The 13,700-nt window shown below is 69.8% G+C and carries 13 protein-coding genes; 5 read left to right on the top strand and 8 right to left on the bottom strand.

Annotation, left to right across the window (positions count from 1 at the left end):
* Window positions 1–195 precede the first annotated feature (195 nt).
* The 4 genes from ehuA to ehuB are packed head-to-tail and all read right to left on the bottom strand — an operon-like array spanning window position 196 to window position 3,206.
* Entirely contained in the window at window positions 196–978 is a 783-nt protein-coding gene (ehuA, locus tag KCH48_RS24050) for an ectoine/hydroxyectoine ABC transporter ATP-binding protein EhuA (RefSeq protein WP_210576772.1), read from the bottom strand.
* Window positions 968–1,618 (bottom strand): ectoine/hydroxyectoine ABC transporter permease subunit EhuD, encoded by a 651-nt coding sequence (gene ehuD, locus KCH48_RS24045; RefSeq protein WP_210576771.1) that lies wholly within the window; start codon window positions 1,616–1,618, stop codon window positions 968–970. The genes ehuA and ehuD overlap by 11 nt, the downstream gene beginning before the upstream one ends.
* The gene (ehuC, locus tag KCH48_RS24040; protein WP_210576770.1) at window positions 1,615–2,316 is read right to left on the bottom strand and encodes an ectoine/hydroxyectoine ABC transporter permease subunit EhuC; all 702 of its coding nucleotides are present in this window, start codon (window positions 2,314–2,316) and stop codon (window positions 1,615–1,617) included. The genes ehuD and ehuC overlap by 4 nt, the downstream gene beginning before the upstream one ends.
* Window positions 2,313–3,206, bottom strand: a complete 894-nt coding sequence (gene ehuB, locus KCH48_RS24035; protein WP_210576769.1) for an ectoine/hydroxyectoine ABC transporter substrate-binding protein EhuB — start codon at window positions 3,204–3,206, stop codon at window positions 2,313–2,315. Before ehuB ends, ehuC begins: the two co-directional genes overlap by 4 nt.
* Before the next feature lie 126 nt (window positions 3,207–3,332).
* Here ehuB and KCH48_RS24030 point away from each other — a divergent pair, with 126 nt between their 5' ends.
* Entirely contained in the window at window positions 3,333–3,827 is a 495-nt protein-coding gene (locus KCH48_RS24030; RefSeq protein ID WP_210576768.1) for a DUF3830 family protein, read from the top strand.
* Window positions 3,828–3,893: 66 nt separating this feature from the next.
* On the opposite strand, the gene KCH48_RS24025 is transcribed toward KCH48_RS24030, so the two are convergent.
* Entirely contained in the window at window positions 3,894–4,817 is a 924-nt protein-coding gene (locus KCH48_RS24025; protein ID WP_246885756.1) for a serine aminopeptidase domain-containing protein, read from the bottom strand.
* Between the two features lie 179 nt (window positions 4,818–4,996).
* Between KCH48_RS24025 and KCH48_RS43200 the strand changes: the two genes are divergently transcribed.
* A complete protein-coding gene (locus KCH48_RS43200; protein ID WP_210576766.1) occupies window positions 4,997–6,226 on the top strand; it encodes a helix-turn-helix domain-containing protein in 1,230 nt (409 codons plus the stop codon).
* Here the strand turns inward: KCH48_RS43200 and KCH48_RS24015 are convergent.
* Together KCH48_RS24015 and KCH48_RS24010 are read right to left on the bottom strand one after the other, a co-directional pair.
* On the bottom strand, window positions 6,198–6,929 hold the full coding sequence (locus tag KCH48_RS24015; protein WP_210576765.1) for an aspartate/glutamate racemase family protein: 732 nt from the start codon (window positions 6,927–6,929) through the stop codon (window positions 6,198–6,200). The two genes, KCH48_RS43200 and KCH48_RS24015, sit on opposite strands and share 29 nt — an antisense overlap.
* Window positions 6,926–7,789 (bottom strand): aspartate/glutamate racemase family protein, encoded by an 864-nt coding sequence (locus tag KCH48_RS24010; RefSeq protein ID WP_210576764.1) that lies wholly within the window; start codon window positions 7,787–7,789, stop codon window positions 6,926–6,928. Before KCH48_RS24010 ends, KCH48_RS24015 begins: the two co-directional genes overlap by 4 nt.
* Window positions 7,790–7,994: 205 nt before the next feature.
* On the opposite strand from KCH48_RS24010, the gene KCH48_RS24005 reads away from it, so the two are divergent.
* From KCH48_RS24005 to KCH48_RS23995, 3 genes are all read left to right on the top strand, one after another.
* Entirely contained in the window at window positions 7,995–8,954 is a 960-nt protein-coding gene (locus KCH48_RS24005; RefSeq protein ID WP_210576763.1) for a D-2-hydroxyacid dehydrogenase, read from the top strand.
* Window positions 8,955–8,973: 19 nt separating this feature from the next.
* Window positions 8,974–10,374, top strand: a complete 1,401-nt coding sequence (locus KCH48_RS24000) for an amidase (protein ID WP_210576762.1) — start codon at window positions 8,974–8,976, stop codon at window positions 10,372–10,374.
* Window positions 10,375–10,438: 64 nt separating this feature from the next.
* On the top strand, window positions 10,439–11,530 hold the full coding sequence (locus KCH48_RS23995; protein ID WP_210576761.1) for an LLM class flavin-dependent oxidoreductase: 1,092 nt from the start codon (window positions 10,439–10,441) through the stop codon (window positions 11,528–11,530).
* Here KCH48_RS23995 and KCH48_RS23990 read toward each other — a convergent pair.
* Entirely contained in the window at window positions 11,506–13,371 is a 1,866-nt protein-coding gene (locus KCH48_RS23990; RefSeq protein ID WP_210576760.1) for a bifunctional diguanylate cyclase/phosphodiesterase, read from the bottom strand. The two genes, KCH48_RS23995 and KCH48_RS23990, sit on opposite strands and share 25 nt — an antisense overlap.
* Window positions 13,372–13,700: the final 329 nt, after the last annotated feature.

Genomic DNA, 13,700 nt, shown 5'->3' with positions numbered 1-13,700 from the left:
CGCTCGCTCTTGGCTCGCTCTTGGGCCGCAATCCGGTCAGCGGATCCTCTCCACGATAGCCGCCAAGAGGCTTGTAGTGAGCGGTTGTTGACGAGATTCCGGCCCTCTCAGCAGGGGGACTGACACTCTGGCATATGCCAGAGGAAAGGGCTGTCGGTTGTGTACCGACAGCCCGTCCGCCTTCACCTCGTGCAATCAGAGAACCGCGCTGAGGAATTCCCGCGTTCGGTCCTGCTCCGGGTCGCTGAAGATTTTCTCCGGCGGCCCGGCCTCGATGACCCGGCCGGAATCGAACATCAGGACCTGGTCCGAGATGTCGCGGGCGAAATTCATCTCGTGGGTCACACAGAGCATCGTGATGTCCGTGGAACGGGCGATGTCCCGGAGGACGTCGAGGACACCGGCGACCAGCTCCGGGTCCAGCGCCGACGTCACTTCGTCGAGCAGCAGCACCTGCGGCCGCATCGCCAGCGCCCGCGCGATCGCGACACGCTGCTGCTGGCCGCCGGAGAGCTGGGTCGGCCGCGCGTCGCACTTGTCGGCCAGGCCCACCAGGTCCAGCAGCCCGCGCGCCCGCTCCTCCGCCTCGTCCTTGGACATGCCGAGCACGGTGACCGGCGCCTCGGTGATGTTCCTGAGGGCCGTCATGTTCGGGAACAGGTTGAACTGCTGGAAGACCATCCCGATCTTCTTGCGGACCTCGCGGACCTGCTTCTCCGGCGCGGGGAACAGCTGCTCCCCGTCCACGGTGATGGTGCCCTCGTCGGGCTTGGTCAGCGTCATCAGCAGCCGCAGGATCGTGGTCTTGCCGGAGCCGGACGGGCCGATCAGGGTGACGTGCTTGCCCGCGCTCACGGAGAAGTCGAGATGGTCGAGGACCGTGTTCTCGCCGAACCGCTTGGTCACGTTCTCCAGGCGGATCAGTTCGGACGAGGAGGCGGGCACGTCGGTCGGGTTCTTTTCGGTGTCAACGGACAAGGCGTCGCTCCAGGGTGCGCAGCAGGACGGATGCGAGATAGGAGATGAGGATGAAGGCCACGCCGATCACGGTCAGCGGCTCGGTGAACCGGAAGGTCTGCTGAGAGAACAGCCGTGCCTCGCCCATCATGTCCAGCACGGTGATGGCCATCAGCAGCGGCGTGTCCTTGAGCATCGCGATCACGTAGTTGCCGAGCGCCGGCACGACCCGGCGGATCGCCTGCGGCAGGATCACCACGGTCCACGTCCGCCTGAGCGGCAGGTTCAGCGCGGTCGCCGCCTCCCACTGGCCGACGGGCACCGCTTCGATACCGGCCCGGTAGACCTGCATCGTGTACGTCGAGTAGTGCAGGCCGATCGCGAAGACGCCGGTGGTCAGCGCGGAGAAGGTGATGTTCCACTCGGGCAGCACGTAGAAGAGGAAGAACAGCTGCACCAGCAGCGGGGTGTTGCGCACGAACTCCGTGAGGACCCCGACCGGCCAGGTCACCCAGCGCGAGGGCACCCGCATCAGCAGCGCCCACACCAGACCCAGCGCGAACGAGATCAGCGAGCCGAGCACCAGCGCCTGGAGGGTGACCAGCAGGCCGTCCCAGAAGTGCGGCATGAAGTCGGCGACCGCTCCCCAGTCCCAGTTCACGCGACACCACTCCCCTCAGGCACGCGCACCGCGGACACCTTCTTCTCCGGCTTCTTGCCGACCCCGGCCTTCAACTTCTTCTCCAGTCCGCGCATCACACGCGTCAGCAGGAAGGCGATCACGAAGTAGATCAGCAGGATGTACGTGTAGATCTCCGCGCTCTCCTGCAGCGCGAGCCGCACCAGGCTGCCGCTGAACGCCAGATCGCCCATGCCCATGATCGACACCAGCGCGGTGCCCTTGAGCAGCTCGATCAGCAGGTTGGAGAACGGCGGGATCATCTCCGGCACCGCCTGCGGCAGCAGGATCAGCCGCATCCGCTGCCAGGGCGTGAAGCTGAGCGCGATCCCGCCCTCCTTCTGCGCCGGGTCGACGGCGGCCAGCGCGCCGCGCACGATCTCGGAGCCGTACGCCCCGTAGGTCAGTCCGAGCGCCAGCGTGCCCGCCCACATGGGCACCAGCTGCCAGCCGAAGGCGGGCGGCAGCACGAAGTACACCCAGAAGATCATGACCAGCGCCGAGGTCCCGCGGAACACCTCGGTGTAGAAGCCCGCGAGGAAGCGGACGATCCGCGACCGGTGGACGCGGGCCGTGCCGACAATGAACGACACGGCCGCCGCGAGCAGCGCGCTGAAGACGAGCAGCTGGATCGTGACCCAGAGGCCCTTGAGTACCAGTTCCCACAGTCCCGAGGTCATCCGCCGCACAGCTCCTTCGCGGTGAGGTCGGTCATCTCCGCCTGGGTGAAGCCGAAGGGCCGGAGGATGCGGAGCAGCTCTCCGCTCTCCTTGAGCTTGCGCAGCTCGACATTGAAGGCGTCGCGGAGGTTCGTCTCCGTCGGGCGGAACGCGAAGGCGCCCCCGTCGACATGCGGCTTGCCGCCGACGATCGGCTTGAACGGCTCGGTCGACTCGGCCTTGGCGGACTTCTTCACCACCTCGCGAGTGGTGAGCGCGGTTCCGGCGAAGACGTCGACGCGCCCCGCCTCCACCGCGTTCAGCCCGGCGACCTGATCCTGGACGATCATGATGTCGCTCTCCTTGTACCCCGCCTCGACGGCGTACTGGATCTCCGCGTAACCGGTCCCGGTCGCGAACTTCGCCTTCTTCTCGACGACGTCCTTGTAGTTGTGCAGCCCTTTCGGATTCCCCTTGCGCACGATGAAGGCATCGAGCATCTGGTAGTCCGGATCGGCGAAGATCACCTCCGCACAGCGCTCGGGATTGACGTACATCCCCGCCGCCACGACGTCGAACTGCTGCACGTTCAGCCCCGGAATGAGCGACCCGAACTCCGTCGGCACGGCCTGCACGCTGTCCACGCCGAGCCGTTTGAAGATCACCTTCGCCAACTCCGGTGCCTCACCGGTGAGTTCGCCGTTCGTGTCGATGTATCCGAACGGTATCTCGCCCGCGATCCCGAGCCGTACGACACCCTGCGCCTTCAGCCGGTCGAGGAGATCACCGCCCTCCGTGGACGAGGCCGAGGCCACGCGTGAGCAGCCCGCGGCGCCCAGCGCGCCGACCGCCGCCACCCCCGCGAGCAGCGACCGGCGCGTGGGCCCGGACATACGCGTGGGCCCGGACATATCTGAGCCATGTTCCAGTGATGGAGCCATGGCGGCGCAGCTACCCGACCTCATGCGAGTTATGCGGGCCGATTTGAGCCCCGTTCCTGGCCACGCCCTCTTGACCGGCGGTGCACCATGGACTGCATGGCTGATCGCTACATCGAAGTATCGCTGGTCAAGCGCGGAATCACCTGCCGGGCCCGGCTGCTCGACGACCGCGCACCGATCACCTGCGCCGCCGTCTGGGATTCCCTGCCGCTTTCCGGCGACGTCTACCACGCGAAATACGCGCGCAATGAGATCTACGCCCTTTTCGCACCGTTCGCGGACGCGGAGCCCCCTCTGGAGAATCCGACGGTGACCCCCATCCCGGGGGACCTCTGCTACTTCTCCTTCGCGGGAGCGGAACTGGGCACGCAGGCGTACGGCTACGACCGCGAGGTCCGCCCCGGCACGACCCTCGTCGACCTCGCCCTCTTCTACGAACGCAACAACCTGCTGCTCAACGCCGACGTGGGGTGGGTACCGGGGATCGTGTGGGGGACGGTGGTCGAGGGCCTCACGGAAATGGCGGAGGGCTGCAACGACCTGTGGCGGACGGGGGCGGCGGGGGAGAGCCTCAGCTTCCGGAGGGCGTGACGTGCCTTGCCGCAGGGTTGGCCCGACCCTCCCGGGGAGAGGGGAGGGCCGGGCCGCGGCGGCGGGTCAGGTGTTGGGGCAGGTGTCCCGATACTGGCTGATCGCCGTGCTCGGGGTGGGTGCCGGGCAGAGGAACTGGTCGTAGCGGGTGTCGTTGTCGACGAAGCGCTTCAGCCAGGACAGCGCGTACTTGGCGGTGGTGACGTTCTCGCTGACGGGGGCGAAATGGCTGCCGTTCAGCATTTCCAGGTACGCCTTCTCGGGCGCGGCCGTCATGGACGTGTACATCGGGATCGACATGGAGGCGACCGGGGCGATGGTGTCGGACTGGCCTCCGATGATCATCGTAGGTACTGAGACATTCTCCCAGGTGGCGTCGGATTCCCAGGGCGCGAGCGGAATCGCCGCCTGCAGGGACGAGCGGTTCTGCGCCGCCCACAGCGAGCCCCCGCCGCCCATCGAATGCCCCATGACCGCGAGGCGGCTGGGGTCGACGCGATCGCGGACCGGACTCCTCGTGGTCAGATGGTCCAGCGCGGCGAGCAGTTGGCTGCCGCGGCTCTGCGGCTGGTCGAACAGCCCGTTGGAGTCCAGGGTGAAGACGACGAAGCCCTGCGAGGCCAGACGGGGGCCCAGCCACTGGACCACGGACTGGGGCGAGACGAAACCGGGAATGACCGCGACCGCGCCGAACGTGCCCTGACTGGTGTCGGTCGGGTAGTAGATCGTGCCGCCGTTGAAGCCGGTGCCGCTGCCGGACTCCACGGTGACCTGGCCGATGGCGAACGGACCGCGGGCGGCGATGACACTGGCCTGCGTGGGGGCGGGGCCGCGCTCGTACGGGTTCTGTGCCGCCCCGGCCGGGGAGTTGACGCCCAGCAACACGGTCAGGGACACACCGGTGAGCAGTACTCCTAACCTTTTTCTCAGCGCTGGTTTCACGGAGAGTCCTCTCGTGAGTGTGGGGGTGTGGGGGTTTCGAGAGGACATCGTGGAATCAGGGAGACCGGCGTTCTGCATGTGACGCCGGGCAATTCGCGGCCTTGTTTGTCGGTCTCCGACAAGGTTGGCGCGGCACCGACAAAACGATCAACTCACCTTGTCACGCAGGTGAGTTGACCGGGTGAACGAGGTGCCGGGACCATCCGGGGGGACGGAAGAGGATGCTTGTGACTGTCATCGACCCACCGTTGGCGAAGTCGCTGTCGGACATGCTCCGGCCGCACCTCCCGGACGCCGTCGAGGAGATCGAGCGCGAGGTCCGGGTGCATGTGCACGAGGGCGGTCCGCCCGTGGACGCCGACTACCGCAGAGCCGTCCGTCAGGTCATCGACGAAACCGTCGCCCACTTCGTCGACTCACTCGGCCGGCCCGCCACGGACTCCACCCGACTGACCGAGCTCTACAGCCAGTTGGGAGCCGAGGCGGCCTGTCGGGGCTACAGCCTCGACCGGCTGCAGACCGCGCTCAGGCTGAGCGGGCAGGTCGCCTGCCGCCGGTTCATCAAGGACGCCTACCGGTTCTCCTGGCCCAAGGAGACCCTCTCCTCGCTCACCGACGGCCTCTTCGGGCTCCTCGCCCAGGCGGCCGACGCCGGCGCCCAGGGGTACGCGCGTCAGCAGGGTGAGCTGGCCACCGACCGGGAGCGCCGGCGCCGACGACTGCGTAATCTGCTGGTCCGCGAGCTGCCGCCCGACCCCGGCATGATCCACGAGCAGGCCAGGGCGGCCGACTGGCGGGTGCCCGGCACGGTCGCGGCGGTCGCCCTGGTCTCCGCCGCCCATCCGCCGAGCCGCATCCTGCCTCCCGATGTGCTCGCCGACTGGGACGCGTCGTATCTGATCGTCCCCGACCCCGACTCGGCAGGGCGGGAATGGCTGCCCACCCTGCTGGTCCCGCTGGGTGCCGCCGCCATCGGGCCGACGGTGCCGGCCGAGCGCACCGCAGTGTCGCTCCGCTGGGCCCGGCGCACCGTCGCCCTCATGGAGCGCGGTGTGCTGCCGTCCGACCGGCCGCAGCGGGCGGCCGACCACACCGCGCTCCTGGCCGCCGCCATGGTCGAGGACCTCATCGACACCACCTCGGCCGTGTTCCTGGCCCCGATCCTCGCCCTGCCGCCGCGCCGCCGGGTGCCGCTGCTGACCACGCTCCTCACCTATCTCCAGTGCGGTGACAACGCCGTGATCACGAGCGCCCGGCTCCAGGTCCACGAACAGACCGTCCGCTACCGGCTGCGCCGCATAGCGGAACTGACCGGAAGCCGGGTCTACGATCCCGCCGACCGACTCGACCTCATGATCACCCTGACCTGGCTGCTGCACACCGACGGCATCACCGCCGCACCCGGCGCCGCACCCGGCAACCCCGCCGTCACGCCTGCACGATCGGCTCCCTCGTGAACAGGGATCCCAGCACCGGCGCGTTCACCCGCCGGTCCGTCAGTCGTAGGGCCTCCCAGACCGTGACCTGATTCGCGGTGAGGACCGGCTTGCCCAGTTCCTTCTCCAGGGCGGGGAGATGGGAGGCGGTGTGCAGGGCGGTGTCCGGGAGGAGGACCGCTTCCGCGTCCGTGTGGTCCGCCTCGCGCGCCAGCGTCAGGACCTCTTCCTCGCCCCAGGTGCCGACCTCGGCCGCCGTGATGATGCCGGAGCCACGGACGGAGAGCACCTCAGCGCCGCCGGCCCGCAGGAACTGAGCGAACAGGTCCGCCACGTCCGAGGGATACGTCGCGCCGACCGCGACCCGCCGCACGTCCAGCTCCCGCACCGCGTGCACGAAGGCGAAGGACGTCGAGGAGGCGGGCATGCCGGCCGCGAGCGCGAGGCTGCGGACCTGGTCGTGGGCGCCCTCCCAGCCGTAGACGAAGCTGCCGCTGGTGCAGGCCCACACCACCGCCTCGGCGCCGGTCAGGCGGAGGGCCTCGGTGCCCGCCGCGAGTCGTTCCACCGAGCCCATCCGGAGCAGCGCGTCGACGCGGTGGGCGTCCTCGCCGATGTCCGTGTGGATCACGTCGAGCCGGATGTCGCTGCCCAGGAGCTGCTCGATGCGTGGATAGTCGTCCTCGGCGGAGTGGCCCGGGTAGAGGAATCCGAGTGCTGTCATGTCCACCCTTCCTGCTGCTGCTCTTCCTCCGGCAGTACGGGGCCGGAACCCTCCGGCAGTACGGCGCCGGAACTCTCCGGCACCACGGCGCCAGAACTCTCCGGCAGTACGGGGCCGACACGCGCGGCCGGATCGATCAGCCGCTGATACGGCCCCACCGCTCGGGTACCCAGTCGGCGCAGTGCCGCCCACATCGTCACCTGGTTGGCCGACAGCACCGGCAGGCGCAGTTCCGCCTCGAGTTGGGGGATGACGTCGTACGTGGGCAGGTTGGTGCAGCTGATGAACAGCGCGTCCGCCCCGCCCCGGCTCACCGCCTGCCGCGCCATGTCCGCCACGTTCCGGTACGGCACCTTCCAGATGTGCCGGGTCAGGCCCATGAACTCGCAGCCCGTGACCGTGACGCCCGCCTCCGCCACGTACTGCTCCAGCGAGCGGGTCACCGACACCGTGTACGGCGTCACCAGCGCCACCCTTCGCGCGCCCAGCGAGGCCAGCGCCTCCAGCAGCGCGCCGGACGTCGTGAGGGACGGCACGGCGCCCTCGCGGGTCATCGCCTCGCACATCGCGCGTTCGCCCGCGATGCCGCCGACGAAGCTGCCGGAGGTGCAGGCGTAGGCGACGACCTCGGGCGTGACGGCGTTCAGGGTGCGCACGGCGTCGCCGAGCGTCTCGTGCTCGCTGACCAGCCGGGCCAGGTCGAGGCTGACCTCGACGGGTACGAAGGGCGTGCGTGTGAGGTGGAGGGAGACCTCGTCGGGTACCCACCGCCACAGCTCGCGGTCCAGCGCGAAGTCGAAGGGAGCGACTACACCGACACCGCGCTGAGGGCGCGGTCCACCCAGAAAGGAGACATCCATGGCAGGCACCGGCCTCACATGAGGAACGAGAGGGCAGCGGACCCAACGCCCGCCCATGTTGACGAAGGTAGGTTCGGGTGCGAGCGTGGTCAATCCTCGCATGTCGCCCGCAGGTCAACGTGTCGTTACCGGCACATCACCGCCCACGTCAGACGACTGTCATCGCCGAGAAATCGTTGAGAAGACGCCGAGAAACGGCCCCCGAATGACCTCATCCCCGTCCGCCCCCACCCTCCTCGTCCTCGACGCCGAGCCACCGCCCCGCCTCGGCCGCCTCACCGGCCGCGCGCGCATCGAACACGCGGAACCCGCGACCCTCGCCGAGCGCCTCCCGCACGCCGACGTGCTCCTGGTCTGGGACTTCACCTCGCACGCCGTGCGCGAGGCCTGGCCGGGCGGGGGACCGCGCCCGCGCTGGGTGCACACGGCGAGCGCGGGCGTGGACCATCTGATGTGCCCGGAACTGGCCGAGTCCGACACGGTGGTCACCAACGCGCGCGGCATCTTCGACCAGCCCATCGCCGAGTACGTCGCCGCGCTCGTCCTCGCCATGGCCAAGGATCTGCCGCGGACGTGGGAGCTCCAACGCGCCCGGGAGTGGCGCCACCGCGAGTCACAGCGGGTCGCGGGCACGCGCGCGTGCATCGTCGGTTCCGGCCCGATCGGGCGGACGATCGCCCGTACCCTCAAGGCCCTCGAAGTGACGACCGCGCTCGTCGGACGCACCTCGCGCACCGGCGTCCACGGCCCCGAAGACCTCGACCGGCTGATGGCCCGCGCCGACTGGGTGATCGCCGCCGCGCCGCTCACCGAGCAGACGCACGGCATGTTCGACGCCCGCCGCTTCGGCATGATGCAGCCCTCCGCCCGCTTCATCAACGTCGGCCGCGGCCAGCTGGTCGTCGAGGACGCGCTCGCCGAGGCGCTGGCCAAGCGGTGGATCGCGGGCGCCGCCCTGGACGTCTTCGAGCACGAACCCCTCACTCCCGACAGCCCGTTGTGGCAGTTGCCCGGCCTGATCGTGTCCCCGCACATGAGCGGCGACACGATCGGCTGGCGGGACGAACTGGGCCGGCAGTTCCTGGAGTTGTACGAACGCTGGGAGGCGGGCAGATCACTGCTGAACGTGGTCGACAAGAAGCGCGGGTACGTACCCGGACGCTGACGTCCCTGGAGGTTGCTGCATGTCGGAGCTCACCGAGCTGACCGCCGTACAACTCGTCAACGGCTTCCGAAAGGGCGAATTCAGCCCCGTCGAGGCGACCCGCGCGGCCCTGGAACGCGCCGAGCAACTGCAGCCGGTCGTCAACGCGTTCGTACGCCTCGACCCCGAGGACGCGCTCGCGCGGGCCGCCGAGTCGGAGCGGCGGTGGCGGCGCGGGGAGCCGGCCGGGCTGGTGGACGGGGTGCCGGTGACGGTGAAGGACATCCTGCTGATGCGGGGCGGGCCGACGCTCAAGGGCTCCAAGGCTATTGATCCGGACGGCCGTTGGGACGAGGACGCCCCCTCCGTCGCCCGGCTGCGCGAGCACGGTGCCGTGTTCCTCGGGAAGACCACGACGCCCGAGTTCGGCTGGAAGGGCGTCACGGACTCACCGCTGTCCGGGGTGACCCGCAATCCCCACGACACCTCGCGCACCGCGGGCGGTTCGAGCGGCGGAAGCGCGGCGGCCGTGGCGCTGGGCGCAGGGCCGTTGTCGCTCGGCACGGACGGCGGCGGCAGTGTCCGTATCCCGGCCGCCTTCTGCGGGATCTTCGCGCTGAAACCGACGTACGGACGGGTGCCGCTGTATCCCGCGAGCGCCTTCGGCACGCTGGCGCACGTCGGGCCGATGACGCGGGACGCGGCTGACGCGGCGCTGCTGATGGACGTGATCGGCGGCCCCGACGCCCGGGACTGGTCGGCGCTCGCACCGACCACCTCCTTCGTCCAGGCCCTCGCGGGCGGCGTCCGCGGCCTGCGGGTCGCGTACTCGCCCGCGCTGGGCGGCCAGGTGGCGGTCCGTCCCGCGGTCGCCGCGGCCGTACGGCGGGCCGTGGAACGCCTGGCCGGGCTCGGCGCGTACGTCGAGGAGACCGACCCCGACTTCACCGACCCGGTGGACGCCTTCCACACCCTGTGGTTCAGCGGCGCGGCCCGCGTGACCCAGCACTTCGGGCCGCACCAGCGCGAGCTGCTCGATCCCGGACTCCGAGAGATCTGCACCCTCGGCGCCCGCTACAGCGCGCTGGACTACCTCGCCGCCGTCGACGTCCGCATGGAACTCGGGCGCCGCATGGGTCAGTTCCACGAGTCGTACGACCTGCTGGTCACGCCGACCCTGCCGATCACCGCGTTCGAGGCGGGCGCCGAGGTGCCCAAGGGGTCGGGCCACCGGCGGTGGACCGGCTGGACGCCGTTCACCTACCCGTTCAACATGACCCAGCAGCCGGCGGCGACGGTGCCGGTGGGGACGGACGCGGAGGGGCTGCCGATCGGGATGCAGATCGTGGGGGCACGGCACCGGGACGATGTGGTGCTGCGGGCGGCGCATGCGCTCTACGAGGCAGGAGGCGCCGGCCCTCGGAACAACCCTCGGGAATAAGCGGAGACAGCCTCCTGTTGTTCCCGTGCGGACAGCGCACGGCATCAACACAGGAGGCTTCACCGTGACGGCAGACGAGATACGGGGCACAGCGCAGGGCACGGCCCCCACCGCCCTCTCCGTATTGGACCTGGTGACCGTCGGTGCGGGACACACCGCCACCGAGGCCCTCCGTACCAGCGTCGAGCTGTCCCGCCTCGCCGAAAAGCGCGGCTTTCACCGCTACTGGGTCGCCGAGCACCACTCCATGCCGGGCGTGGCCTCCTCGTCGCCGGCCGTGATCCTCGCCCATCTGGCCGCCCACACCAGCCGCATCCGCCTCGGCTCGGGCGGCGTGATGCTCCCGAACCACGCCCCGCTCGTCATCGCGGAGCAGTTCGGCACGCTGGAGGCGATGGCGCCGGGCCGCGTCGACCTGGGCCTCGGCCGAGCCCCGGGCACGGACGGCGCCACCGCGGCAGCCCTCCGCCGCACGGACCACCTCAACGAGGGCGCCGACGACTTCCCCCAGCAGCTCGCCGAGCTGGTCCGCTTCCTGGACGACGACTTCCCCGACGGCCACCCCTACCGCCGGATCCACGCCGTCCCCGGCCCGGTCCAGGCGACCAGCCCCGGCGGCGTCCAGTCCCCGCACCGCCCCCCGGTCTGGCTGCTCGGCTCCTCCGGCTTCAGCGCCCGTCTCGCCGCCGCCCTCGGCCTGCCCTTCGCCTTCGCGCACCACTTCTCCGCGCAGAACACGATCCCGGCCCTGGAGATCTACCGCGAGTCCTTCCAGCCGTCGGCGCTCCTGGCCGAGCCCTACGCCCTCATCGGCGTCTCCGCGCTCGCCACCGACGACGAGAAGGAGGCCCGCCGCCAGGTCATGGCCGGCGCCCTGAACATGATCCGCCTGCGCACCGGACGTCCCGGCCTCGTCCCCACCCCAGAGGAAGCCGAGGCCCACGAATTCAGCCCCATGGAGCGGGAGTTCATCGGCTCCTGGAACTCCAACATCATCCACGGCACCGCCGACGAGGTCCGCGCCGGCCTCGACGACCTCCAAAAGCGCACCGGGGCCGACGAGTTGATGCTCACCTCGCACGCCCACGACGGAGCCGTCCGCGTCCGCAGCTACGAACTCATCGCGGACGCCTACGGGTTGCCGACCGTCGCCTGAACCTCCGGCGGGGCCAGTAGCTCGGAGATACGATCCGGCGACACCGGACGGGAGTACAGCCACCCCTGCCCGGTGTCGCAGCCGATGTGCCTGAGCCGGGTGGCCTGCGCCGACGTCTCCACGCACTCCGCCGTGACGGTCAGCCCCAGCCGGTGGGCGAGCTGGATCATCGCCTCGACGATGACCTCGTCCGCCGGGTTGGGCGCGACGGCCTTGTCGGCGGTGCTGTCGGTGCTGTCGTACTGGAAACCCCGTACGAACGACCCGTCGAGCTTCAGCACCGACACCGGCAGCCGGCTGAGGTAGGCCAGGTTCGAGTAGCCGGTGCCGAAGTCGTCGATCGCGATGCCCACGCCCATCTCGCTGAGCGCCTGGAGCGCTTGGAGGGGGCGGCCCGCCGAGCCCATCACCGCGGACTCGGTGAGTTCGAGCTGGAGCAGATGCGGCGCGAGTCCCGTCTCCGCCAGCGTCTCGGCCACGTCCGCCACCAGGTCCGAGTCCCAGACCTGGCGGACCGCCACATTGACGCTGACGAACAGCGGGGGCTCGTCGGGGTGCTCCACCTGCCAGCGCCGCGCCTGCCGGCAGGCCGTGGCGAGCACCCAGCGGCCCAGCGGAACGATCGAACCGTCCTCCTCCGCCAATCCGATGAACCGATTCGGCGTCAGTACGCCGAACTGTGGATGGTTCCATCTGACCAACGCCTCGACCCCGCGCAGCCGTCCGTCCTCCATGCCCACCAACGGCTGGTATTCGAGGGTGAATTCACCGCGCTCGATGGCCGGGCGGAGGGTGGAGGCCAGGGCCTGGCGGGTCATGCGGTGGGCGTTGCGCTCCGGGTCGAACAGCGTCCAGCGGTCCTTGCCGTCGGCCTTCGCCCAGTACAGCGTGGTGTCGGCGGCCTGCATCAGACCGGTCGCCGTGGTCCCGGCGGCCCGGCGTTCCACCACTCCGATCGACGCCGAGACGGACAGCCGCTGCCCGGACAGGTCGAACGGCGCCTGCAGGGACCGCAGTACGGACTCGGCCAGATCGGCGAGTTGCTCGGTACCGGTCGAGTCCTCGACCAGCAGGGCGAACTCGTCCCCGCCGAGCCGCGCCACCAGCGGCGCGCTCGCTCTGGCGTAACCGGCGTCGTCCGCACAGCGATTGAGGCGCTCCGCCACGGCGGCCAGCAGCCGGTCACCGACCCGGTGGCCGAGCGTGTCGTTGACCGCCTTGAAGCCGTCGAGATCCAGGTAGCACAACCCGATCCGTCCGGTGCCGCCCTCGGCGTACGCATCCGCCTCCAGCGCGGACGACAGACGCTCGAAGAACAGCGTGCGGTTGGGCAGCCGGGTCACCGGGTCGTGCATCTGCAAGTGCCGCAGCCGCGCCTGGAGTTCACGCCGGGCACTGATGTCGGAGACGGACAGCAGCACCGCCTCGGCCCGGTCCGGCAGCGGCCCGACCGTGACCTGCACCCACACCGCCTGCCCGTCGGGATGCTTGATTCGACGCGTACAGCGCAGCCGCGCCTGCCGCCCGCGCAGCACCTCGCGATACGCGTGCCAGGTACGGGCGTCGGACGCCAGGTCCACCAGATCGGCGGCCAGTTTGCCGGTCAACACCTCTGCCTGCGCGCCGAGTAGAGCGCCGAGCGCTTCATTGGCGCTGACGACCAGGCCCTCGCGGTCGACCACGGCCATCGCGAGCGGGGCCGCGGAGAACGCGGAACGGAAGTCGACTGGTGGGGTCAGAGTGTCCGGGGTGGTGCCGGACGACAACATTTCATCACTCTCTGTGACGGCAAGTTGCATGAGATCTGCCGTGGGCGCCGGCCCTTCGGACGTTCCGCTCACCGCTCGCTCCCGCAGTGCACTCGATCTTCGGATGGGTCTCGTCGGGATGGCCGTCCGGGGAGGAAGGCCTCCGGGCCGTGTCCGGGCTGGAAAGTGTGCCGATCATAGAGGCTGGCCCCGGGCCCTTCCAGCCACAGTCCAGTGTCCCCGACGGACCGGCCTTTCTGGCAGATCGTTTCTGCCCGCACATGGGCGGGTTCTTCGGGCCCCCGATCGCATGTGACGTTCCGTGAGCGATTCGGGGGTGTCGGCTTCGGCTGTTGCCACTGGTCCTCTCTTCTGACGGTCTCTCGGGTATCTCACTCATCTGGGCCAGACAAACAGGACGT

The sequence above is a fragment of the Streptomyces sp. GESEQ-4 genome, assembly GCF_017948455.1.
GTDB lineage: Bacteria > Actinomycetota > Actinomycetes > Streptomycetales > Streptomycetaceae > Streptomyces.
The sequence above is the reverse complement of the archived record's forward strand: the minus strand, read 5'-3'. Positions and strand labels throughout refer to the sequence as shown.